Below are 22,690 nucleotides of genomic sequence, written 5' to 3'. Positions count from 1 at the left end.
CTGCATCGCACGCCTCCCGCGCCTGACGCACGTTGAGCACCGTGCCCGCACCCGCGAGCACCCCGGGGTGCTCGCCAGTAATGCGCCGCAACGCCTCCACCGCTTTCGGCGTTCGGAGCGTTATCTCGGCGCAGGGCAAACCGCCTTCTTCAAGCGCGGCCGCGAGTGGCGAAGCATGGCCCGGGTCATAAATGGTAATCACCGGCACGATGCGCAGGCACTCGAGCGTCGCAGTTACATCAACTGACGCCATATCCCTCTCGGGCAAACCGGTCGGCGGCCTGAAGCGCTGCACGCATGTAGCCCAGGGCGTAAGCCATGCCGGCGTGCCACGGCGCACCACAACTCATCTCCGGCGTGTGATCGGGAATGATGACGCCGTCGTACCCGACCGTCCTCAGGCATTGCACGACGCGGATCATATCTAGATCTCCTTCGTCAACAAACACTTCCTGGTAGTGCGGAACCTTGCCGCGAACATTTCTGAAGTGCACGTATGCGATTTTACCCTGTCGGCCGTACCGATTGATGCTGTCGTAGACATCCCCACTCCGCATTTCCTGCAGCGACCCAAGACAGAACTCGAGGTTGTTGGAGGGGCTCGGCACCAGATCGATCACGCGTTGATACTTGTCGGGTTCGTTGACGAGCCTTGCTGCGCCTCTCAACGCATCGGCCGGTGGATCGTCAGGATGCAGCGCGAGCCTCACCCCGCATTCCTCCGCAACAGGAATGATCTCCGAGAGGAACCATTCGAAGCGCTGCCACAGTTCTTCCGACGACACTGGCGCCACGCTTCCCGCCCCCGCCTCCGGGTCATACACCATGTTCCACGCCATACCATTGGGAATCGGCGTCTGCTTATCGATCTGCGATTCGTCGTAGCAGATCGCCATCGCATTCCCGCGTCCGACAGGGGCCTTGGTCCAGCCCCACACTCCGGCAATACTGAAGTTGTATCCCATTATCGGAATGCCTGCACGGCCCACCGCCTGGATGGTCCGCTTGAGCTGCTCCATCTGCACCAGTTTCCGGGGACCATCCAGCAGAACATCGTGCCAGTGCGAGGGATCGAAATTCTCGATTGCTTCACATTTGAGCCCGTTCGATTCGATCACCTTTCTCAACGCGATCAGCTCATCGTACGTCCACGGACGATGCTGGTTCTGCGTGACGCCCCAGCCCATGTTCGGTTCGCCACTCGTCAGCGTCGGACTGGCACCTTTGAAGTAATCGACCAGGTGCACCACGAGATGCGTGACACCTGCCTGTTTGGCGAACTGGAAATTGCTTTCCGTAAGCAGACTTCGGTAAAGTCCAAGCCCGAGATTCATGACGTGAGTTGAGAAAGGTTTCCGGCGGCGCCGCTCAGATGCCGCTGAAGATGCTGAAGCCACCATCGACCGGCATTACAGTCCCGGTTACAAAGGATGCCGCATCGCTACAAAGCCATTGAACTGCGCCGTTGAGCTCGCCGGGATTTCCGAAGCGTCCCATCGGAGTCTGCGCGAGCACGGCTTTCGCGCGAGGTGTTGGAGTACCATCGGGATGTAGCAGCACGCTGCGATTCTGCGTGGTGATGAAGAATCCCGGCGCGATTGCGTTCACTCTGATTCCATCGCCGTACTTCCTCGCCATTTCCATCGCCATCCAGCGAGTGAAGTTCTCAACCCCGGCTTTGGCGATAGAATATCCAGGCACCCCACTCATCGCCCGCTGGGCAGCCATTGATGAAATGTTGATAATCACACCTCGTTTCTGTCTGCTCATCGTTTCGCCGAACACGAGCGATGGATTTACAGTCCCGTGGAGGTTGAGCGCGAGAACTTCATCGAACGCATCGACCGGAACGTCGAACACAGAAACCGTGTCCGTGCGCGAGCGCGGCACGTTGCCCCCGGCCGCATTGATCAGGATATCAACCGACCCCCACGCCTTCACAACCCGGTCGCGAGCGGCGCGGAGCCCGTCCACGTCGAGCACGTTCGCCTCGAGCACCATTGCTTCCGCACCGGAAGCTTTCAGCGCTTCGACCTTCTTCCCGGCCTCATCACTGCGCCGCCCGAGAACCGCGACCTTCGCCCCCGCCTCCGCCATTGCATCGGCCATGGATCCTCCGAGAACACCATAGCCGCCGGTGACCACAGCAACCCGCCCGGTGAGATCGAACGAGGTAGACTTCAACGGAAGTCTGTCTCGAGCAGCACGAGTTTCCGGTCGCCGCGGAAGACCAGCGCTATCGGCGTAACGCCACCGGTAATCGGTGTCTCGATGAGTGCTGTTCCACCTGGCGGAATCGTTGATGCTCGCGCGGATCCATTTGCTTCGATCTCCATCTGAAGGGCCTTGTCCGCGGGATTCGACACGGTCGTGAGCATTGTTCTGCGGCTGGCGGGTACGCGAATCCAGAAACGTCCTTCGCCTCTGGGTGACGAGCCTTTTGGCAGTTGCACCGACCCGCCGGAGGTGAATGTGTACGGCCCAAAAACACGCCGGCCCCTGGGCACATATTGAATTGCCGGCTTCGTATTCCAGCCGCCGGCGCCTCCGGCCAGTGTATTGCCTTCCGCATCCAGGGTGAGGGGATACCGCGAGGCGAGCTCCTTCGGAACGACAGGAACAGTATTCAGGAGCAGCCCGCTGTAAATCCCCGTCAAAATGCCACGTTCGGAGGCGTAGTCGCCCCATACGATTTTCGTGTCGATACGAGGCACCGCGTCGTGTCCCTGCGCCGATGTCATGTGCGTCACGATGTTGCTCAGCATCCTGTCAGCGACTGGATCGAGCCCGAGCCGATTTACAATATCAAAACCGGTCATCAATACCGAACCGCGCCCATCGAACAACTCGGCCAGCGCGACCCCCTCGAGACCGTGATCGTAATTTGCGAGGATAGCTGCTCTACTGATCGACTTTGGGTCGGTGAGCACGAATCCGCGCGTTACCGGGTAGACCTGCGGCACCCCGGGTCGCGTTTCGTTCCAACTGGTGAAATCGGACCAGAGGAAAAGTCGATCCCGATCGATCCCCGCGAAGATCTGGTGTCCCGGTCGTTCCGGATTAACAGCCATTCCCTCGCGAAAAGGGCGGCCTCCCGGGAAAACGAGCGAATGGTCGAGTTGCCCGGCCTGCACGCGCACTGGCGCCGGCAACCACGAGCCATCGAAGCGTTCGGCTTTCTGGTGAAGAATCAGAGCTCTCCCGCCCCCGGAGACGAACCTGCGAATGCCGGCAGTGTCGCGGCGGAGCGTCTCATCCCACGCGTCTGCTCCGACAACGAACAAATCGCGGAACGAAAGCTGTGAGATCGACTGCACCCGCCGCACAGCGAAGCCGGCTTTTTCGAATGCTCTCGCCGAGAGGCCCGCCGGATCGTACATCGCAATGTGACGGGTTTTCATGTTCGAACCACGCGACCACAACCGCGCCGCGATGAAAATCGGAACGTCGTTTCGCGAGATCGTATCCGCTCCGCTGATCAACCGGCCCGACAGCTGGTAGGTCGCCGTTGGAAGCTGGCCGGGTAGCGTTATCGGAAGCGGCGTGCTGCGGGCGGCGTAGTAAGCAACGTCTGGTAACGCGACACGCCCACGAAACCGGATTACGCTGTCGGGGCCAGTAATCGTGTATTCGAGACTAAGGCCCGCGAGATCGGCTCCGTCATCGGCATCATTTACGACATGAACGACCGGCCGTATCGTGCTGCCCGCATAGACCTGCTGCGTCCAAAGCTCCCAGCTCAGCAGCACTGGCTGAAACGACACTGCATACTGGCGCGCTATCGGTTTTGGCTTCATGTCCTCGAAGCGGCTGATTCCCCACCAGTTGTGAAACAGAATCGTGAATGGCGTGACGCCGGCGAGATTGGGGTTCTGTTGGCGAGTGCGACGCATGATCTCGATCGCCTGCTTGGCCATCCACGCCTGATAACCCAGCGCCCGCGGCGCCTGTTGTTCGCTCGGCGCGTGCCCCGTCCAGTTGAGTTGCGAGTCCGGCTGTTTGGTGTTGGGCACGAGATTGTACCGACCGTCAACGCCGGTGTAGTTCCCAACCAGCTCGGTCATCGTCATCGGCTGCACCTTTTTCGACCGCCAACAGACATTCGGGTCCCGCATTGTGTAGAAACTGAGGAAGCTGTTGTAGTACCAGCCCCAGTAACGGTGCAGATCGCAGATGTCGCCTGCCCGCCCGAAGCCGTAGCCGGCGTTTGCGATGTACAGCCGCGTATCATCCCATGCGCGCAGCGAATCGTACGCCATCGTCAGGAACGCATTGATCCCCGCCGCGCCGTCCTTGAGGTAGGGAATTTCTGCGTCAGCCTGCTCGTTGGTGAGCACATAGATCGCCGCGCTGGGATGATTCACCAGCGGACCGATCACGTCGCGCTTGTACCACTCCAGGCTCTGCCGGAACGGACGCGGCGGCGCCGCCGTTGGCTTGCCACCCTGTGGAGTTCCATAGTTTCCCTGAAACAGCATCATCCCCAGCTCGTCGGCGACATCGAACCACACCTGGGAATGCCGTGTAAGCCGGATAATGTTCACCCCGATGCTTTTGAGGTACCTGACATACGGCTCCACGAAACGGCGATTTTCCTCGAGCGAGTCAGGGACGTTTCGCTCGGGCGGATTGATAGCGTTGCCACGCAGATACACGGGCCGGCCATTGAGCAACAGTCGGCCCTCCCGCGTGCTCATCGTCCGGAATCCGAAACGAACGCGCTGCGTGAAACGCTGTTCCCCCGTTCCAGCGCTGACGATCAGATGATAAAGGGCCGGTGATTGTGGGCTCCAGAGTTTGGGCTTGACACCACTCACGCGCCCCTTGAGAGTTCCCTGACCGTCGCGGCCCACGCCTAGCGTTCCAAGGTTGCCCGACCATAGCGTAGTCGAATCGCTCGCGTCTGTCACGGTTCCGCGAACTGTCGCGCCAGCAAGTCGCCGGGCGGCGGGCACCGACAACTCGATCCGGGCACCCGTGGTGTCACTGAACACATAAAGCGTTGCCGAATCGGCCTGCGCAACGCCTGCTGCCGGGGTCAGAACCATAATCGCGGCAAGCGCTGCCACCATCATTCCTTGCATCACGTCAGCGCTTCCTCACTCGCAAGGCGTTGAGGATTGTTTTCCCTTTCACCGGGATAAACTTCACCGTCAGTCCAGATCCTCCGGTCGCAGTGACAGTCGCCTTCATCGTCGCTGCCTTCCCCACTCCATGCTGCTTCGAAAGGTCGAGGGCGTCGACAACAGTCTTACCGTTGATCGAGAAACCGAATACACGCTCACCGGGCTTCGCGTCGGGCTCGGCGAACAACAATTCGATATCATATTCACCGTCAGGAACATCGAACCGATAGCTATCGACTGCCAGTAGATAGTTGAAGAACAGTGGAGTGTCGTCCGACCCGCGGATGGCGAGATCCTTGTCGAAGATTTTTCGGGTGCCGCCAATATGGCCGAAGCTGCCAGTGGTGTACTCTCGATCGCTCTCCCAGATCGGCCCGTTCGGCTCCGCATACTGGGTGCGCCCGCCGGCATTAACAGCGAGCTCGCGAAACGGAACGGACGCGTCCGAAAGTCGCAACGGGCGGTAGAGAAACTCGACGCTCATGGTATCGGTAATCTTTCGCTGTACACCCAGTCCGCGTACTTCCAGCCGGTTCCGTCCATCCACGAATGGGACATCCCACGTGACACGCCGGACGTCATCGGGCGTTTTTACGCCGAGTGAGCGTCCGTTCACAAAGAGCTCGATGCGTTCGAGATTCGAGTAGACGTCGACCGGCTGGTGCACCACAGGGCTCACCATTCCCGTGCTGCTTGCTGCAGGTGTCCCTGTTCGACGGGGCCACCCACGGCTCGCGATGTAAGTCATGGGCGCTGGATTCCAGTTCGCTTTATACAGATAGAAAACATCCTTCCGTACCCGGTTCCACCGTTCCATCCCCTTCTGGTTCATGTACGGGATTGATCCGCCCGTCTCTGGTTGCGAAAAATCGAACTGGCTCCAGATCGCCGTCCCCGCGAGCCATGGCCGCGCGTTGAACTGACGAATGTATGATTCGTGAAAGCGCCGCATCCAGGTTCCACTGAAATCAAACCGCTCGGGCTCGAGCGACTCGACGCGGTAATCGTCTTCAGCGCCATACTCACTCACGAAGACGACCTCGGCAGGATTCGCGGTGTGACGCCGGTCGAGCTGCTTGCCCAGATCGTCGAATACTCCGCCATACCAGCCGCTGTAAATGTTCTGACCCACAACCTGCGACACCCGCGCGACACCTGATCCGTCATAGTCGCCGCTACCATGAACGGCCATCGTCGTCACCCGCGCCGGATCTTCCTTGCGCGCGACACTGTCGAGGTGCAGCGCATACTCGCGCGTCCGCGACATATATGAGGTGTCGATCTGGTTCCGGATTCTGAACCCCTGCGGACTCCACAGGAACACCTCGTTCATCGTTCCCCACATCACTACGCTCGGATGATTGTAGTGCTGGCGAATCATCTCCCGAAGCATGACCTCCGAGTTGTGCGTGAAGTCGGCGGCAGGCGTGATGTAGTTCACGACTGGAATTTCTTCCCAGATCAACAATCCAAGACTGTCTGCCGCGGCAAGCACTGCCGGATCCTGCGGATAGTGCGCCAGCCGCAGAAAATTCGCGCCCATTTCCTTGATCGATCGCAGGTCGTGCAGATGTTGCTCATTGCTCAGCGCCGATCCCAACCCATCCCGATCCTGATGGCGGTTGGTGCCACGCAGCGTGAGCTTTTTCCCGTTGAGCGAGAATCCCCGTTGCGCGTCAAAAGCAAACCACCGAAAGCCGATTCTGTTTTCGACACGGTCGCGAAGCACAGAGCCTTCGTAAACCTCTGTGCGGACTGTATACAGGTATGGGTCACCAGGTGACCAGAGGCGCGGCGCGCGCACGGAGGGCAGCAACTGCTCCCAGCTCGTTTCCCTTCCCGCCGGAGCCAGAAATGTCGAGGACTGCCCTGCAACCGGCTTCCTGCGCACGTCGAGTAACGTGTTGACTATTCGCAATTGTCGGGGAGAGGCCGACTCGTTAACGATCGAGCCGCGCGCACGCACCGGGCCACTCATGGCAGACACGCCGGGTGTGGTCAGGAAAACACCGCTCGACCCGTGATCCATCATCGTGATGTGCACGGGGTCGGTCGCAATCAGCCACACATCCCTGTAGATCCCGCCGTAGAGCGCAAACCCCACCGAGAGCGGCGCGATGAACGGGCTATGGCTGTTGTCTACTTTTATCGCGACGACATTCTCGTTCGAGCCGCCGCCGTATTTCACTTCATCGGTTATATCGACAGTAAACGCCGAATACCCACCCTTGTGCCCCCCAGCAAATGCACCGTTGACGAAAACTTCGGCAACCTGATTTACTCCCTCAAAGTGAAGGAAAATCCGCTTGCCCCTGAGTTTCTCGTCCAGGGTGAGGCGCTTCCGATACCAGCCAATCCCACGCCTGTAACTCGGAGAGTCATCAAAGGGGTCAGTGACATTCCACGTATGAGGCAGATTCACGCCTTGCCAGTCGGAGTCCGGCATCGCTGGACGCTCGGCCAGGTTCAGCCCATCCGGCCGGTACTTCCACCCGTCGTTGATGTTCACCCGCGTGCGCGGCGCCCCACTCGCAACCCCGACCGGCGCACTTTGCGCCTGCACGGTAGCCGAGAGGAGCGCCGCGAGGAAAACCCGCGGCGCGTACCGCTTCGCCAGAGCCACTATGTCAGTAGCCCGGATTCTGCGGCATCGGCTTCGTGAGATTCGCGTCTATTACCGACTGCGGAATCGGCAGCAGCGAATCGCGCGCGGCCGCGGTCCGGGCGGCAAGTGGATTGTATCTCTTCGTGCGATCCAGCCACACGCTCATCCGCACGAGCGTGTACCGGCGCTGCTCCTCAGTGACCAGTTCACGCGACCGCTCATCGAGGATATAGTCCATCGTCATCTGCCCCGCAGTTGCCAGTGTGGCGCCTGCCCGCGCACGCAACACGTTTACCGCGGCCGCTGCCGCCGCGCTGTTTCCACGCTTGAGCTCGGCCTCGGCGAGCAGCAGATACGTTTCCGCAACGCGGATGTACGGCTGATCTCCATACTGGGCCGGGCCTGTCGGATCGACCGGGTCCGTCCAGTCCCACTTTCGCGTACTTGGCCAGAGTGGGTCTGTAGGGCCTGCAGCTATGCCAAGCCGCTCGGGGGTCGTTCTGGTGCGCAGCGTGTCCCCGAGCTTTGCGGGCGCAAGCAGCGTCGCGGGGTTGTTGAGAATATAGAAGCGACGAATCGCAAAGGGTCCTCCGCGGGTGTCCTGGGCTTCGTACAGGTTCAACGCGTATCGCGTGATAGCGAGCCGTCCAATCCCGCGGCCGCCGTACTCCGGGGAAATCATCAGTCCACGGTTGCTCTCGTAGCGTGTCACCCAGCTTCGGCGCATGATGTTCGCGCCGCCGCCGTTGACATTTTGCGCGTACTGCAACGTCCAGAGCGCCTCTGTGTTTCCCTGGCTCCGGTTCACGTTGCCGTCCACGAACTGGTCCATGAACGCGACACCCGGCTGAGCGGCGCGCACGCCATATCGCGCGGTAATCAACCGGTACGATCCACTGTTGATGACCGCGCTAGCCTTCTCGGCGGCTTTCGCCGGATCGTTACGCGCGAGATACATCTCGGCGAGATAGTGCTGTGCCACCGCCTTGGACACCCTCCCCTGAACCGTCGCGACCGCTGGAAGATTCGCCTCGGCGAACAACAGATCGCTGATGATCACACCTCGAACCGAATCGCGCGAAGTTCTCTCCCAATCGGTCTTGATGTTCTCGCCCGAAGATTCCTGCAGGTTCAGTGGAACATCTCCCCAGAGATACGTGAGATGACGGTACGCCCACGCGCGGATCAGCCGCGCCTCCGCCACGACACGCGCCTTGTCGGCCGCGCTCCACTGCACTTCCGGATTCTCTGCACGAACGATGATCGTGTTCGCGGCGTTGACCGTCTGGTAAAGCAGGCTGAAGAACTGGTTGGTGATGGTAACCTGCGAGTTATTCACCACGCCGAATTCCTGGAACGGACGCTCCGGCGGCGAGAGATAATTGCCGAAGCCGTTGTCCACCCCGATGGAGTAGACCGTGGCGATGATGTTGTTATCGCCGTTGGCATCGCCATATCGCTCGCGTCTCACGTTGGCGTAGAGCGCGTTGAGTCCCGCCTCGAAACCACTGAGGTTCCTGTAGAGATTGTCGGCGGCGATGATGTCCTTGGGGCGTTCAGTGAGAATATCGTCGCTGCTGCACGCCATGGGGCCAGCGGCGAGTAGCGCGATTCCCACGAACGCTGCACTCGTGAGTCTTTTCATCGAGGATACCTGATTGATATTGGGTGTCATCGTCATTGTCTCAGAAACGAACCGTAAGGCCGCCCGTGATCACTCGCTCCAGCGGGATCGCGCGCTGGTTGTTCAGCTCCGGATCGAGACCGGTCCATTCAGTGCTCGTCCATAGATTTCTACCGTTGACATAAATTCGCAGGGTTTCGCTGCCGAGTCTTCTTGCAGCAGAAACCGGGACATCGTATGACAGCGTCAGGTCCTTGAGCCGAACGAAGCTCGCATCTTCGTAGAATGGAACGCCGAGCGGATTGCTGCCGTTGCTGTTGGACGGATAGGTGTTGATCGGCGTCTCGGGAGTCCAGTAGACACGCAATGGTGCGTTGCGCCGCACGTCTGTGAACACGAGGTTCGTGCCAAGCAGGGCGTTCGACCGCGTGACTCCCTGCACCGTGTTGAAAAAAGCGCTGAAGGTGAGCCGGTTCAGTTTGAACGTGTTGGTGATACCAGCTGTGTACTTCGGCTCGAGGCTGCCGATGAATGTGCGATCCGTAGGATCGATCTTGCCGTCACCGTTCAGGTCCTGAACGCGGACGTACCCAGGCCTTGCTGTCGGCTGCGCGCTCGATGCAATTCGTCCCGACGCGCTGTCGTCTACCTGCCATATGCCGTCAAACCTGTAGCCGTAGTTGACGTCAATCGGCTGGCCGATGAACCAGCCGCTGGCGATATCGTCAGTCGTGTCGCCGTAAAGATCGACGATCTTGTTTCTGTTCACGGACACATTGAACTGCGTTCGCCACCTGAACCCGCCACGGTCGATCGGCACCGCGCCAAGATCCATCTCGAATCCCTTGTTTGCTGTCTTACCGATGTTCTGAAGAATCGAGTTGATGCCGTGCACCGGCGATATCGACCTGCGGAGGAGCAGATCACTCGTGCTCGATGAGTACGCATCCATCGTCAGCGTAAGCCGCTCGCGCAGCATGCTCAAATCCACGCCAACGTTACGAGCCAGAGTTGATTCCCACTTGAGGTTGGGGTTGCCCAGCGAAACCGGTATGTAACCCGGAGCCGACGTCTCGCCGTTCAGGTACGAGCGATCGTCGAGTTGCGAGAGAGTCTGGTATGGACGAATCGCCTGATTGCCGGTTCTGCCGTAGGAAGCGCGCAACTTCAATCCGTCAACGCGCTCAGTCCACGGAAAAAACTTCTCGTTTGACAGGTTCCATCCAAGGGCCAACGAGGGGAACACTCCGTACTTGTTGTTCGCGCCGAATCCGGAGTAACCATCACGGCGCGCAGTAAGAGTCAGCAGGTAACGATCATCAAACTGATAATTGAGGCGCGCAACCTGAGACAGCAGCCGGGATTGCGTTACCGAATCAACCGGCACCGCCAGCAGCGGGAGAGTCGAATGACTGTCCAGCACATCGTTGGGGTAGCCCTGGCCACGAAGTCCGTTCCGCTGGAGGTCAAACGATTGCTCGCTCAGCACTCCTGTAAGATCGACATTCTGGCGGCCATACGTTCTGGCGAAGCGGAAAATGTTCTCGAGCGTCCAGTCGTTTCGCCTCGTGTTGCTGACGGTGCCCAGGCCGCCAACGGAAAGCCCCGTCTGGGTGTTCCGGCCGTAATAACGGTTGCTGTTCCGGTCAGCGACGTCGAAACCGGCATTGAGCCGGTAGGACAGGCTCTTGAATCTGGGGATGCCGAGCTGGATGTAGTTGCTGGAGAATACGCGCTTGCTGACGTCTGAATCTATGGCGCGAAGATTTTCCAGCGGGTTGTTGGTGATTGGATCCTCGGGCCACGGAACGAGCAGAAAGTTTCCGGCAGTGTCATACGGGGATATGAGCGGATTGGAGAAGAACGCTGACGAAAAATCCGTCGGCACCCCGTCTCGCTTCGTCCTCGAGCCCTGCGTGCTGGTGCCGATGCTCAGCCACGACTTGATCTTCTGATCGAGGTTGAACCGCACCGTTGCGCGGTCGAAGTTGTCGTTCGTCGCCACACCCTTCACGTCCAGGATCGATCCGCCGAGATAATAGCGGGTATCGTCGTTTCCGCCCGACACCGAGACGTCGTGCTGCATCTGCCGTCCGTCCTGCGTTCCGACGCGTGCCCAATCCGTGTCGACTCCTGCGGCAAGCCCTCGCTGCTCAGTCGCGGTGAGAGTGTTCATGCACGGGGTGGTGGGGGTAGCGCGGGTGCGCACGCATTTGAAATCGGCGAACTGCTGTGCATTCATGAGCACCGGGAGATTCGAAATTCGTTGCGTTCCCGTGTAGCCTGTGTACGTGAGACGGGGCTTGCCGGTAGCGCCCTTTTTGGACGTGACAAGCACGACGCCGTTGGAACCACGCGTGCCATATATGGCTGTCGCCGACGCGTCCTTGAGAATCTCGAGCGACGCGATGTCGTTCTGGTTCAGCTCCGCGAGCGTGCCGTAGTACGGTATGCCGTCAACCACGACGAGCGGCGCTGTACTGGCGGAGATCGAATTTCGCCCGCGCACCTGGATGTCGATGTTCGGCTCCGAACCCGCTGTGCCGGTAGTCACTGTCACTCCCGGCACAGCTCCCTCGATGGCCTGCGCAAAGTTGGTGTTCGGCTTCTCCTCCAGACGCTCGGTACCGACACTGGTGACCGACCCGGTGATGTCGCTGCGAGCCTGGGTGCCGTAACCCACCACGACCACATCGGAGAGCGCAACAGTGGTGCGCACCATTCGAATCTCGATTGTCGAACGGCCGGCGAGCGGAACAACCTGTCGCACATATCCGATTCGGGACACTATCAGATTCACTGTCAGCGTCTGCGGCCTCAAGGTGAACTGGCCAAGCTCGTTTGTCTGCGTGCCGGTCGAAGTGCCCTGCACGACGACGGCCACAGAGGGAATAGGCTGGCCACCCTCCGCGGCGACGACCGTGCCGCTGACGACGGCCTCCTGCGCCTCGAGCCCGGCGCTGGTGATAGCGAGAATACCTGCAACGAGCGGGATGTAGCTCCAGACACGTGATCTTTGCATACGATCTCTCGACATATAAAGGTGAACTGCAAACCGGCGGCTTCGCTGCCGGCCCTGTGACCAAACTGTCCAATGTTCAGGGGACGTTCTCATGGTGGATCGACCGTCGCACCGCCCGCGCGGTTCCCGAGCGCTGCGCCGCGCTCCATTCCGGTGATGCGAATTGCGGCGTCTTTTGCATTCGGCCAGTAACGAAGCTGGAAGTCTACCACCGCCGCCTGGACTGCTTTCGCGTCGGAACCCGTCAATACCAACAGGTCGTGCGCGGTCTCGTGCTTGAGCCACACTATCCCCACGCCCGGCTTCGACTGAGCATGCACGATTGTTCCGCTCGAAGCAACATGTGAGTTCGACGCCGCTGTTCCAACGAGAATCAACGTACCCGCTCGCAGCATCGAATCGGGAACGTCGGCAATCGCCGACAGCCTGACTCTCTTCCCCGTTGCGGACTGGAGTGTGTGCGCGAGCTGGTATGCGCTTTCAAGCTCAAGTACGCTGGCGGTCGCTCCGAAAGCAACGCCGAGCGGACGCCGCCAGTCAATCTGCGACACGATCGCCGCACCCTGCGGGTAATGCACCTTGCCGGCTGGCAGTGGCGGTGCCGAAAACTCCGGGGCACCACTTTTCGCGGCGACACCCCAGCCGAGCGCGTTCCGTGTTCCGTAGGACGCGCGGATGAAATGGTGGTACGTGCCGATTTGCCCGGCGTCTGTAAGCTCCAGCGTGACGCGTGCCTGCGCGGTGGCGCCCGCGCGTAACGTGACGTTGGCCGGGGTAGCGAGCTTCGAGCGTATGCCGTCGAACCCGATTGCTGTCAGACCAATCGTGACTGTTCGATTTGTTTTGTTGGTGATGGTGAAGTCTGCGGAACCGCGGTCGCTGACGATACGAGCCTCACCAGCGACGATCGACAGCTCGCGCACTGGTGCGTCTTCCGGCCCGTACTTGCGAATGAGCCTCATCAACTCGAACGCCTCGGGCTTTGGACGACGGTCCAGAGACAGCGGCTCGTAATGCCGGCTCGCACTTCCGGCGACAGCGGGATTGAATGTGAGCGTTTCGTGGAACTGGAACTGCTGCACCTCCGGAATCTGACGCGGAGCGAGCACCATCTCGTAGATGGCGGCAAACTCGCGGCGCCTCGTCTCGGGCGACATACGCGTCAGATCCTTCCAGTTGAATTCTCCAATCGTGATCGGCTTGCCAATGTCGCTCGCGTACCCGGCACTGCCCAGGACGTGCGAGCTGAACGACTCCTTCCACCGAGGTCCGTGTTTGTACAGGTGAAGACCAACTCGGTCGAACGGCACTCCCATCGACCGGATACGGTCGAACATCGCGTGATTGCCCGCAGAGGTGAGAAAGACCTGTGCATCGGGCGCTACGGCTTTGGCTGCTTTGTAGAGGGATGTCCAGCGTGAAGGGTCGGCAGGCTTGATGCCGGCGATCAGCACTTCATTTTCCAGCTCGACGCGAGTCACAATGCTTCGATAACGGGTCAGCAGCGCCGTCACCCACTCCGCCGGCCCTTCGGTGTCGATGAAGACTTCCAGCCCGAGGCTGCGCGCCTCACCCGTGAAGAAATCGAGGAACGCGAAAGCTTCGTTATGTTTCATCGTGCGAAGCAGCTCGAGGTGGTGCAGTCTCACGCTCTCGAAACCCATCGACCGTACGATATGCAGATCGGTGCGCATTCGCGGCACCCACTTGCGCCACTGGGCCCACATTACCGGCGACATCGGCCAGAAGCCCTCTGATGTCATTCCCGGCGTTCTGTAATAATCGAAGTTTTCTGCCAGCGTCGAATACGGGAAATAGCTCGTACCGAACTTGACGCTCGGCACACCGATACTGACCAGAACGTCGCTGCCCCGGCGTTCGACCGTCCGATAACCGGCAAAGCCGCGTAGCTGACTTTCGGCCCACCCACTATCCGGATTCGATGCGACTGCGAGTCGCGACTTCAGAGAAACCGTGTCTCCCTGTCGGATCGCAGAGTACTGTGTGACGGGCATGTACCGGGACTTGGCCTGCTCGACATTCGGGCCGGCTATCTCTGATACCAGGTACATCGTGTCGCCGCGCTGTCGCGTTCGCTCCCACACATAGAAATGGCTGCCTTCTACCCATCCACTGGCCGCTTGAATTGTCGGCACTGGCGTGAACCCGTTCACCGACAGCAGGGTGAGATTCCCGGCGCGCCATGTGGTCCAATCCACTCCGTGCGTATACCAGAAGTCTCGATCCCATGTCTCCGGCGAGTCGCCGCCGTCGAGCTCGCGTCCATTGAAGCGGGACCGCGCGTCGCGCGCCCCCGGGGTCGTGACTCTGCGAACAAGAGCGACATACGCCAGCTCGGTGTTGCCGAGGGAGCGAATCACGCGCACCCGGAAGTCGACTGATCCCTGGCTGGAAACGAAGGCGGACAGGCCGACCGTGTAACCGCTGGTGACAGCGCTTCCTTCGAGCGTTCCGTCGAGGGCGGGTACCCACGAGATCGTTAGCGGCGAGAAGCGGCTCGCGACGGAGTCGATCGTCCCGGCGGTCTGTGGAATAACGACGAGGCCGAACTCGACCTCGCCGATTGGTACGGCGCCGAGTTGCAGCGAAAGACGGCTGGCATGCGGTCGCACTGTGAATCCGTTGTTATTCAACGGGCGCCCCGTTGTTGCTTCTTGCCGCGCCAACCGCACTTCGCTCGCCGGCCCGAGCGAGACGTAGGTGCGCAGCATCCCATTGCTGACCACCGCGTGAGTGGAAGCGTTTCGGTAATCCCCATCCGGGAGGTTGACCGCCGTGTGGATCGCACCGGCGTACCGAATCTCGTGGTTATTGCGAATGATCAGCGCGGGCGCGGCCTGCGCGGCGGACACGGATGGCGTCAATGACGATATCCCCAGCACGCTTGTGATCGCAGCCAGGCGGCTTAGTGTCCGGAGGCTCGACATCAGGCCGAAAGCTCCAGCGTCGAATCCCAACCCACCAGAACTTCACGAACGCGCTCGAGATGCATTCGCATCCGTTCCGTCGCAAGCTCGGAATTACGCTCCCGCAGTGCCTCGTAAATCGCGACGTGCTCGGCATGATCACTGGCGCGATTGCTGTAAATGTCGAGGATCATCCGCTGCTCTTTCAGGAACAGCGTCGAAAGTACGTCCAGTATCTGGTGCATCACCGGATTGCCGGACGCGAGGGCAATCTGACGGTGGAAGGCGAGGTTTACATGATTCAGCAACTCTCCATCGTCGAGGCTCTCGCCAGCGCGCGAAAGCAGGTGCTTCATCTCGTCGAGGTGTTCCTGGGTCGCGTTCGTCGAGGCGAGTGCGACTGTGCGCAACTCCACCGGCATTCTGGCATCGATCAGATCCACAAGCCCTTTCTTCGACGCTGTCCCGCCGAACACCGGGTTGGTGATAAGGAATGAATCAGGCGCTTTCCCCACGTAAACACCTGAGCCATGGCGGATGTCCACCACACCGACAGTCTCGAGCTTCTTCAGCGCTTCGCGCAGCGTGGCTGGACCTACACCGAATTGACGGGCCATCTCGGTAATCGCGGGCAGACGATCTGTCGCCGCGAAGCCGCCAGTGCCGATCATGCTGGTGATCCGGTCCGCGACTTCATCCGAAAGGCTTTGTCTCATTACCGAGCGGAACTGGGTTTGCATCTTTTTGCGTCAGGGGACGGTACACCTTTGGTCATCAGGTCATCGGATGACTTACCGCGAGAATAGGCTCGGGCCCGGAGGATGTCAAGCAGTTCCTTTCAGCATGCAGAAAAGCCCTGACACGTAGAGGCAAGTGTGTCAGGGCGTTGCTTTTTGAAATGGGCCTGAGAGGAGTTGAACCTCTGACCTCACGCTTATCAGGCGTGCGCTCTAACCAACTGAGCTACAGGCCCTTTTTCGTGCGCCGATTCGCGCGAGAAAGGTTTGTAAACGTATCGGGCGCCGAGAATCGAGTCAATCAAAACATGCAGGCTCGCCCACCCCGCAGAGTTGCCGTCGTCCAGATCGCGCTACAGAGGTGACGACGCAGCACGAATCGACCCCTAGAAAAGCAACCCGAATGTTATGGGATAATATCGGGCGGACCGCGCGTTCCGAGTGGCATCAACGCGATCGGGCAACGCACGGTAGACATTGTGAAAACGCCCTTCCACAAAACCACTCACTCTCGGAATCCAGACTCCGAGACCGGCATTCAAACCAAAATTCGTACCATTCTCCGGGCCAGTCGCGTCGGGCCGGTATCCGTACCCCCCGACACCGGCAATAGCGTACAGCCGGTTGCTCTGCCCAAGAACGGGAAGGACGAGGTTGCCTGTAAGCCCAATTATTCTGGCTTTGCCCTGACGCGGAAAGGCACCGCTCCCCGCTCTTTCCCCGAACGCGCTGTACATGAAGTCGAACCGAATGCCCACAGGCGTATCGACCGCGCCGATGGCCAGGCTCAGCATCCCGGTCGGGCCATTTGTGTGAAGATCTCTCAGGTGGTCCGTCGCAACGGCCACGCCGCCCGACACGCCGAAAGCAAAATGATCCTGACCCTGAGCTGCCGCGCGATCGGTGAATACAAGTGCTGCTGCTGCCACCGAAGCGATTAAATAGAGTTTCATGCTTCCCAAGTTGACGCCTTCGGCCACGAAAAAGAAGCTTCACAGCCTCCTGCCGGGGCATGCTCTTCAGTCCTGGTACCGCCTCATATGGCCGGGACCTTTCTTCCTGTCTTCATCCTCGGTGTCGTACTCATCGTCCAGATCAACGAGATCGTCGTCGAGATCATCATCCAGATCGTCGTCGTCGAGATCATCCTCATCATCGTCATCGTCGTCATCTTCATCATCGGCGTCATCGTCGTCTTCATCATCGAAGCCAAGCTCGTCGAGATCGTCATCGTCATCGTCATCGAGGTTGTCGTCTTCCACGATTTCGTCTTCGGGATCATCGCTCTGCGTCGGGCCCGCTGCCCCGCCGACAGTGCCGTCCTTCAGATGCCTCGTGTCACCTGTTTCCGTGAGTTCAGCCGGTGACTCGAATTCGTCCAGCATACAATCACTGCCTCCGGGTTAGAGAAGCTGGCGCTCGCGCTTCGCTTCGCGAGACAACTTCTTTCGGTCGTTTGCCGCAAGAAAACGCTTTCGCAACCGGATGGATTCCGGAGTCACTTCGATCAGCTCGTCTTCCTCGATATACTCCAACGCCCCTTCCAGCGTCAATTCCCGCGGCGGCTCGAGCTGGATGTTCTCGTCACTCGATTTGCTCCTCATGTTCGTCAGTTTTTTTTCTTTCGTCGGGTTGACATCCATGTCGCCGGGACGCGAATTCTCTCCCACCAGCATTCCCTCATAAACCTTGTCGCCGGGAGCCACGAACAGTGTCGCCCGCTCAGCAAGGTTGGCCAGTGCAAACGCAACAATCACACCCGGTTCCATTGAAACCAGCGTCCCTCTCGTTCGCCCGGCGAGTGGTCCTGCCCACCCTCCGTATTCCAGATACCGGTGATGCATGATTCCGGTACCGCGCGTGTCAGTCATGAATTCTGACCTGTAGCCGAAGAGTCCGCGAGCCGGAATTCTGTAAAGAAGACGTACCATTCCCTGGCCAGGATTCTTCATCTCGATCATCTCCGCGCGGCGAGGACCGAGCTTCTCGATCACCGCCCCCAGAAACTCCTCGGGAACATCGATAGCCAGTTCCTCGTAAGGCTCGAGACGCTCGCCGTCCTCGCCCGAGCGGGTGATTACCCGGGGACGTGACACCTGAAACTCGAAACCTTCCCGGCGCATGGTCTCCATCAGAATTGTAAGATGCAGCTCACCTCGTCCTGACACCGTCCATGTGTCCGTGGAATCAGTATCGCTCACCCGCAGGGCAACATTCCGCTCCAGCTCCCTGTACAGACGTTCCCGCAGTTGCCTGGACGTGACGAACTTCCCGTCCCTGCCGGCGAACGGAGAATTGTTGACGAGAAAATCGACCGAGATGGTCGGCTCTTCCACTGAGATACCGGCCAGCCGCTCGGGGTGTTCGACGTTCGTGACCGTCAACCCGATTTCGACACCCTCCAGGCCCGCGAGCGCCACTATCTCACCAGCCTGAGCCTCATCGAGCTCGATCCGCTCCAATCCCTCGTATCCGAACAGCTTCGTAACGCGCGCCTGCTCCGTTTTCATCGTCGTGTCGAGCGGCAGCAGCGCCACCTGCTCTCCGACCTTCACGCGTCCCCGCTCGATGCGGCCGATGCCGAGCCGGCCGAGGTACGGGGAGTAATCGATGGTCGATACGAGCATCTGGAATGGTCCGCTTGCGTCCGTAGGCGGAGCAGGAACGTATCGGATTATCGCCTCGAACAACGGCGTCAGATCCACGGGAGTCGTTTCCATGTCCATCGTCGCAACCCCCTCCCGGGCGGATGCGTAGACAACGGCGGCGTCCAGCTGACCCTCGTCGGCTTCCAGCTCGATGAAAAGATCGAGCACCTCGTCGTGCACCCTCATTGGGTCCGCACCGGGCCTGTCGATCTTGTTGATGACGACGATGGGAGTGCGGCCAAGCGCGAGCGCTTTGCGTAACACGAATCGCGTCTGCGGCATCGGGCCGTCGAAGGCGTCCACAACCAGCAGCACCCCGTTGACCATTCGCAGGGTACGCTCGACTTCACCGCCGAAATCGGAGTGGCCGGGCGTATCGATGATGTTGATCTTGGTGCCATGCCAGCGCACTGACGTGTTCTTGGCCAGAATCGTGATGCCGCGCTCGCGCTCCAGCGGGTTCGAATCCATGACCCGATCCATCACCACCTGATTTTCGCGAAAGGCCCCGGCCTGCCGGAGCATCTTGTCGACCAGTGTCGTCTTGCCATGATCGACATGCGCGATGATGGCGATATTGCGGATATCCTGCGGGTTCGGCATAGCATTGAAAGTTATCCGAACCACTGCCGCGATTGCAGCCCCGACGCCCTGTTCGGGACAGTGCGGTGCGCCCTCTGTCAGACCTTACACGATTGTGTGCGCGGCCTGTCGCTACGCCGCTCCGAGCGACGACAGCTCGTGCCCCCGGCTCTTGAGGAGATTGAGCAATGTCCCCTTGTCGGTGGCCTTGATGTACGCCTCCCTGGGCTCGACGATCCCGCGATCGACGAGATCGATGAGCACATCCGAAAGAAGGATCATCCCCAGCTTCCGCGATGTCTGCATCACGGATGGAATCTGGAATGCTTTTCCTTCCCGAATGAGGTTCGACACCGACGGCAGCGACAACAGAATCTCCATTGCCGCGACACGGCCGCCCCAGACTTTCCTGCATAGCGTCCGCTGAGTGATGAGGCATCGCTTGCTCTGGCGCACGAATTCAATCGGATCTTCGATAGTGATTACGTGATCATTCCGGGTCCTGTTGATGAGGTCGATAAGGGCCCCCAAGCGTAGTCGATTTACCGCAGCCGGTCGGCCCGGTTACCAGCACCAATCCTTTGGTGAGATAACAGAGATTCTGCACCTCAGGCGAAATGCCAAGCTGCTCTGCTGTGACGACGGTGGCCGGCACTACCCGGAACACTGCACCGGCGCCGTGGTGATCGCGAAACGCGTTGCCGCGAAAACGCGCAACGCCATCGATTGCGTGGGCGAAGTCGGTGTCATTCGTCTCGCGGAACTCTGTCTGGTTGCGGTACACTCGCCAGAAATCGCCCGTCGGCATTGGCGTATACGAAATCCAGAGCTTCATCGGCCTCCAGCCGGGCCGCGACATCAGCCGGACACATTTCCCGCAGAAGCAATAGCAGTTGTCCCTCGCCCAGCGGCTGGCGAGTCAGCGGGTGCCGTGCGCCACCTTTGGTGAGGTGCGCGATGTCACCATCGCTCAGGCTCACGGCGTCCGCACGATTGCTCATCGGTGCGGTCAGGAGCGGATCAATTCTGGGCATGTCTCTATTGACAAATGAAGGAGGCCTGCATCACGCGCTCATTTCTTCCCCATGCTGCAGTCTGCCATACATAGACGATCACACGTTCACGACGAATGCGCTGCCAGGCCTCCATTGTGATATTTTTCGGAGTGACACTACGCCTATTGGCCATTCTCGGGCTCGTGCTCCTCAACGGCTTTTTTGTTGGCGCCGAGTTCGCACTGGTGAGGTCGCGAAAGTCGCGACTGGAAGCGATGGTTCGAAATGGAGACAAACTCGCGCGCATTGCGTTGAGAGCGACCTCCAATATGTCGCGAGTTCTTTCCGCAAGTCAGCTGGGCATTACTCTGGCGAGCCTCGGCCTTGGATGGATCGCGGAGAGCACCCTTGCACACATCTTCGAAGACCTTTTCGCCAGAATTCCGCTCGCCATCGGCCTTCCGCTTCGCATCACCGTTGCCGGAGTCTTCGCATATACCGTTCTGACCTACCTCCACGTTGTCCTTGGAGAGCTGACCCCCAAGGCAGCCGCCCTGAACAAGCCGGAGCAGATCGCCCGCTTCGCTGCTGGCCCGCTCCTTCTTTTCGCATGGTTGATGACGCCCTTCATCTGGGTGTTGGGCAAATCGGCGGCCGCTCTGCTTCGGCTGCTTGGCCAGCCCAATCCCTCGAGTGAAGACAGCGTTCATTCACCGGAGGAAATCAGGCTCCTCGTCGAGCAGGCGGGAGAGGGGGGTACTCTGCATCAGGGTGACGCCGATCTGATCGATGCAGTATTCGAGTTCTCCGAAAAAAACGCCCGCGAGGTAATGACACCTCGCACCGAGATCATCTCGTTCCCTCTCGACGCAAGCCTGTCTGAAGTACTCAAGATTGTCGAGGAAAGCGGGGTGTCGAGATACCCTGTCTATGATGAGTCGATAGATGATATAGTGGGGATAGTGCTCGCAAAAGACCTGTTGAAAGCACTGATTCCCGTCGCCGATGGCGGCGGTGGCGGACTCACCCTTGGCCTCAACGGGGAGGGGCTGCCTCCTTTCTCACTGGCCTCTCTGATGCGCCCGGTGCACGTGATTCCCGGATCGCGCGAGGTGGAAGATGTCCTTGCCGACTTCAAACGGCTCAAAGAGCACATGGCGATCGTGCTCGACGAGTACGGTGGAACGGCAGGCGTGATCACGATGGAGGATCTGCTCGAGGAGATCGTCGGCCAGATTCTCGATGAGTACGATACGCCGGAGGATGGTCAGGAGCCGGTGCTCACCCGCGCCGGCGAAACTCTCGTCACGGGCGGCACGAACATCAGAGAGCTCAACGATCGGTTTTCGCTGAGCGTCAGCGATGAAAATTCCACTACTATCGGCGGCTTTGTGTTTGCGATGCTTGGAAGGCTTCCACTGGCCGGAGACCGCGTGATCGCCGGAGGGGCAATCTTTACCGTCAGGGCAATGGAGGGCCGGAGAGTCGACTCGCTGGCGGTTGACCTGCATTCCGCGGGTGATCGCCGTTCAGGCGAACGCGTTTCACAAACCGCCGGCACAGAAGCACCGCTTCAATAAAACTGGACGGGCTGGCGACGCCACCTCCCGCGATGTCCAGCGCGGTCCCGTGGTCTGGAGACGTGCGTGGAAACGGAAGTCCCAGGGTCACGTTCACCGCGCTTCCAAACGATGCAACCTTGATCGCCGTCATCCCGACATCATGATAGGGAGCGATCACCGCATCGAACTCGCCTCTCATCGCGCGGACGAAAACAGTATCGGCCGGAAATGGCCCTGCTATCCCCGCGTCGCGCGCGGCAGGCGCGAGCAGCTTGTCGTCTTCGTCGCCAAACCGCCCGCCGTCACCGGCATGCGGATTGAGCGCGCACAGTGCCACACGCGGCTCAGTGATGCCGAACCACAGGCTGAGATATTCCAGGGTGATCGAGGCCGCACTGATAATTGCCTCACGCGTCAAGGCGGCCGCGACCTCACGAAGCGGAAGATGAGTGGTTGCCAGCACCACGCGAAGCGGGTTTACACTACCCGAAGCGGTATCCTGCGTCGAGGCCAGCATCATCGCGACGCGGGAGCCGGTCAGAGACGCCAGCATCTCGGTATGACCCGGAAAGTCGTAACCGCCCGCAAGAAGCGCCGACTTGTCGATTGGCGCAGTCACAATGCCCTGCACTTCGCCGTGCATCGCCATGTCGACGGCGCGCGTGATGGCCAGCCCGCTCAGCTCGCCGGCAAGTTCGGCGCCTCCGCCGGGATGCCATTCGCCAACGCATTCATCGACTGTCAGTCCGCAACCGCCGGCACCGACTATGACCAAACCAGAACGCCCGTCGACCCTGGGGTCCGCGAGCGCTTTCATGATTACCTCCGCCCCTATGCCACGCGGGTCACCCGTAGTGACAGC

The 22,690-nt window shown here is 59.9% G+C and carries 16 protein-coding genes and 1 tRNA gene; 1 reads left to right on the top strand and 16 read right to left on the bottom strand.

Annotated elements, in window-relative coordinates; all coding sequences use genetic code 11:
- The 15 genes from WKF55_09870 to WKF55_09800 all read right to left on the bottom strand — a co-directional run.
- The coding region (locus WKF55_09870) for a hypothetical protein (protein ID MEJ7759879.1) at positions 1 to 253 on the bottom strand (253 nt) is incomplete at its 3' end.
- Complete coding sequence (locus WKF55_09865) at positions 240 to 1,334, bottom strand: mannonate dehydratase (protein ID MEJ7759878.1); 1,095 nt, start codon at positions 1,332 to 1,334, stop codon at positions 240 to 242. The genes WKF55_09870 and WKF55_09865, both read right to left, overlap by 14 nt.
- A gap of 34 nt (positions 1,335 to 1,368) precedes the next feature.
- Positions 1,369 to 2,184 (bottom strand): SDR family oxidoreductase, encoded by an 816-nt coding sequence (locus WKF55_09860; GenBank protein MEJ7759877.1) that lies wholly within the window; start codon positions 2,182 to 2,184, stop codon positions 1,369 to 1,371.
- Positions 2,181 to 5,084 carry a hypothetical protein gene (locus WKF55_09855; GenBank protein ID MEJ7759876.1) on the bottom strand — a complete coding sequence of 968 codons (2,904 nt, stop codon included), beginning with the start codon at positions 5,082 to 5,084 and terminating at the stop codon, positions 2,181 to 2,183. The genes WKF55_09860 and WKF55_09855 overlap by 4 nt, the downstream gene beginning before the upstream one ends.
- A 4-nt stretch (positions 5,085 to 5,088) precedes the next feature.
- Positions 5,089 to 7,749: a glycoside hydrolase family 2 TIM barrel-domain containing protein gene (locus WKF55_09850; GenBank protein ID MEJ7759875.1), complete on the bottom strand. Its 2,661-nt coding sequence runs from the start codon at positions 7,747 to 7,749 to the stop codon at positions 5,089 to 5,091.
- A 4-nt stretch (positions 7,750 to 7,753) separates the two neighbouring features.
- Entirely contained in the window at positions 7,754 to 9,412 is a 1,659-nt protein-coding gene (locus WKF55_09845; protein ID MEJ7759874.1) for a RagB/SusD family nutrient uptake outer membrane protein, read from the bottom strand.
- Between the two features lie 4 nt (positions 9,413 to 9,416).
- Positions 9,417 to 12,377 (bottom strand): TonB-dependent receptor, encoded by a 2,961-nt coding sequence (locus WKF55_09840; protein MEJ7759873.1) that lies wholly within the window; start codon positions 12,375 to 12,377, stop codon positions 9,417 to 9,419.
- Positions 12,378 to 12,466: 89 nt separating this feature from the next.
- Complete coding sequence (locus WKF55_09835) at positions 12,467 to 15,262, bottom strand: hypothetical protein (GenBank protein ID MEJ7759872.1); 2,796 nt, start codon at positions 15,260 to 15,262, stop codon at positions 12,467 to 12,469.
- A gap of 62 nt (positions 15,263 to 15,324) precedes the next feature.
- Positions 15,325 to 16,020 (bottom strand): FadR/GntR family transcriptional regulator, encoded by a 696-nt coding sequence (locus WKF55_09830; protein MEJ7759871.1) that lies wholly within the window; start codon positions 16,018 to 16,020, stop codon positions 15,325 to 15,327.
- Between the two features lie 183 nt (positions 16,021 to 16,203).
- Positions 16,204 to 16,277: transfer RNA gene (locus tag WKF55_09825), tRNA-Ile, on the bottom strand.
- Positions 16,278 to 16,427: 150 nt separating this feature from the next.
- Positions 16,428 to 16,994 (bottom strand): hypothetical protein, encoded by a 567-nt coding sequence (locus WKF55_09820; protein MEJ7759870.1) that lies wholly within the window; start codon positions 16,992 to 16,994, stop codon positions 16,428 to 16,430.
- A gap of 66 nt (positions 16,995 to 17,060) precedes the next feature.
- Complete coding sequence (locus tag WKF55_09815) at positions 17,061 to 17,426, bottom strand: hypothetical protein (GenBank protein MEJ7759869.1); 366 nt, start codon at positions 17,424 to 17,426, stop codon at positions 17,061 to 17,063.
- Between the two features lie 18 nt (positions 17,427 to 17,444).
- Positions 17,445 to 19,292, bottom strand: coding sequence for a translational GTPase TypA (typA, locus tag WKF55_09810; GenBank protein MEJ7759868.1), 1,848 nt, complete (start codon positions 19,290 to 19,292; stop codon positions 17,445 to 17,447).
- Between the two features lie 111 nt (positions 19,293 to 19,403).
- Entirely contained in the window at positions 19,404 to 19,727 is a 324-nt protein-coding gene (locus WKF55_09805; GenBank protein MEJ7759867.1) for a hypothetical protein, read from the bottom strand.
- 34 nt (positions 19,728 to 19,761) lie between these two features.
- Entirely contained in the window at positions 19,762 to 20,106 is a 345-nt protein-coding gene (locus WKF55_09800) for a hypothetical protein (protein ID MEJ7759866.1), read from the bottom strand.
- Positions 20,107 to 20,436: 330 nt separating this feature from the next.
- Between WKF55_09800 and WKF55_09795 the strand changes: the two genes are divergently transcribed.
- Positions 20,437 to 21,846: a hemolysin family protein gene (locus WKF55_09795; GenBank protein ID MEJ7759865.1), complete on the top strand. Its 1,410-nt coding sequence runs from the start codon at positions 20,437 to 20,439 to the stop codon at positions 21,844 to 21,846.
- Here WKF55_09795 and WKF55_09790 read toward each other — a convergent pair.
- Positions 21,728 to 22,645 (bottom strand): 4-hydroxythreonine-4-phosphate dehydrogenase PdxA, encoded by a 918-nt coding sequence (locus tag WKF55_09790; GenBank protein MEJ7759864.1) that lies wholly within the window; start codon positions 22,643 to 22,645, stop codon positions 21,728 to 21,730. The genes WKF55_09795 and WKF55_09790 overlap by 119 nt on opposite strands.
- Positions 22,646 to 22,690 lie beyond the last annotated feature (45 nt).

It is taken from the genome of Gemmatimonadaceae bacterium (assembly GCA_037721215.1).
Taxonomy (GTDB): Bacteria; Gemmatimonadota; Gemmatimonadetes; order Gemmatimonadales; family Gemmatimonadaceae; genus UBA4720.
Note: the sequence above shows the minus strand (reverse complement) of the source record. Positions and strands in the feature narration are given on the sequence as shown.

Coding starts and splice junctions, on each gene's coding strand:
- WKF55_09865 (MEJ7759878.1), bottom strand. CDS start 1,334: ATGAATCTCGGGCTTGGACTTTACCGAAGTCTGCTTACGGAAAGCAAT.
- WKF55_09855 (MEJ7759876.1), bottom strand. CDS start 5,084: ATGCAAGGAATGATGGTGGCAGCGCTTGCCGCGATTATGGTTCTGACC.
- WKF55_09845 (MEJ7759874.1), bottom strand. CDS start 9,412: ATGACGATGACACCCAATATCAATCAGGTATCCTCGATGAAAAGACTC.
- WKF55_09840 (MEJ7759873.1), bottom strand. CDS start 12,377: ATGCAAAGATCACGTGTCTGGAGCTACATCCCGCTCGTTGCAGGTATT.
- WKF55_09830 (MEJ7759871.1), bottom strand. CDS start 16,020: ATGAGACAAAGCCTTTCGGATGAAGTCGCGGACCGGATCACCAGCATG.
- WKF55_09820 (MEJ7759870.1), bottom strand. CDS start 16,994: ATGAAACTCTATTTAATCGCTTCGGTGGCAGCAGCAGCACTTGTATTC.
- WKF55_09815 (MEJ7759869.1), bottom strand. CDS start 17,426: ATGCTGGACGAATTCGAGTCACCGGCTGAACTCACGGAAACAGGTGAC.
- typA (MEJ7759868.1), bottom strand. CDS start 19,292: ATGCCGAACCCGCAGGATATCCGCAATATCGCCATCATCGCGCATGTC.
- WKF55_09800 (MEJ7759866.1), bottom strand. CDS start 20,106: ATGAAGCTCTGGATTTCGTATACGCCAATGCCGACGGGCGATTTCTGG.
- WKF55_09790 (MEJ7759864.1), bottom strand. CDS start 22,645: ATGAAAGCGCTCGCGGACCCCAGGGTCGACGGGCGTTCTGGTTTGGTC.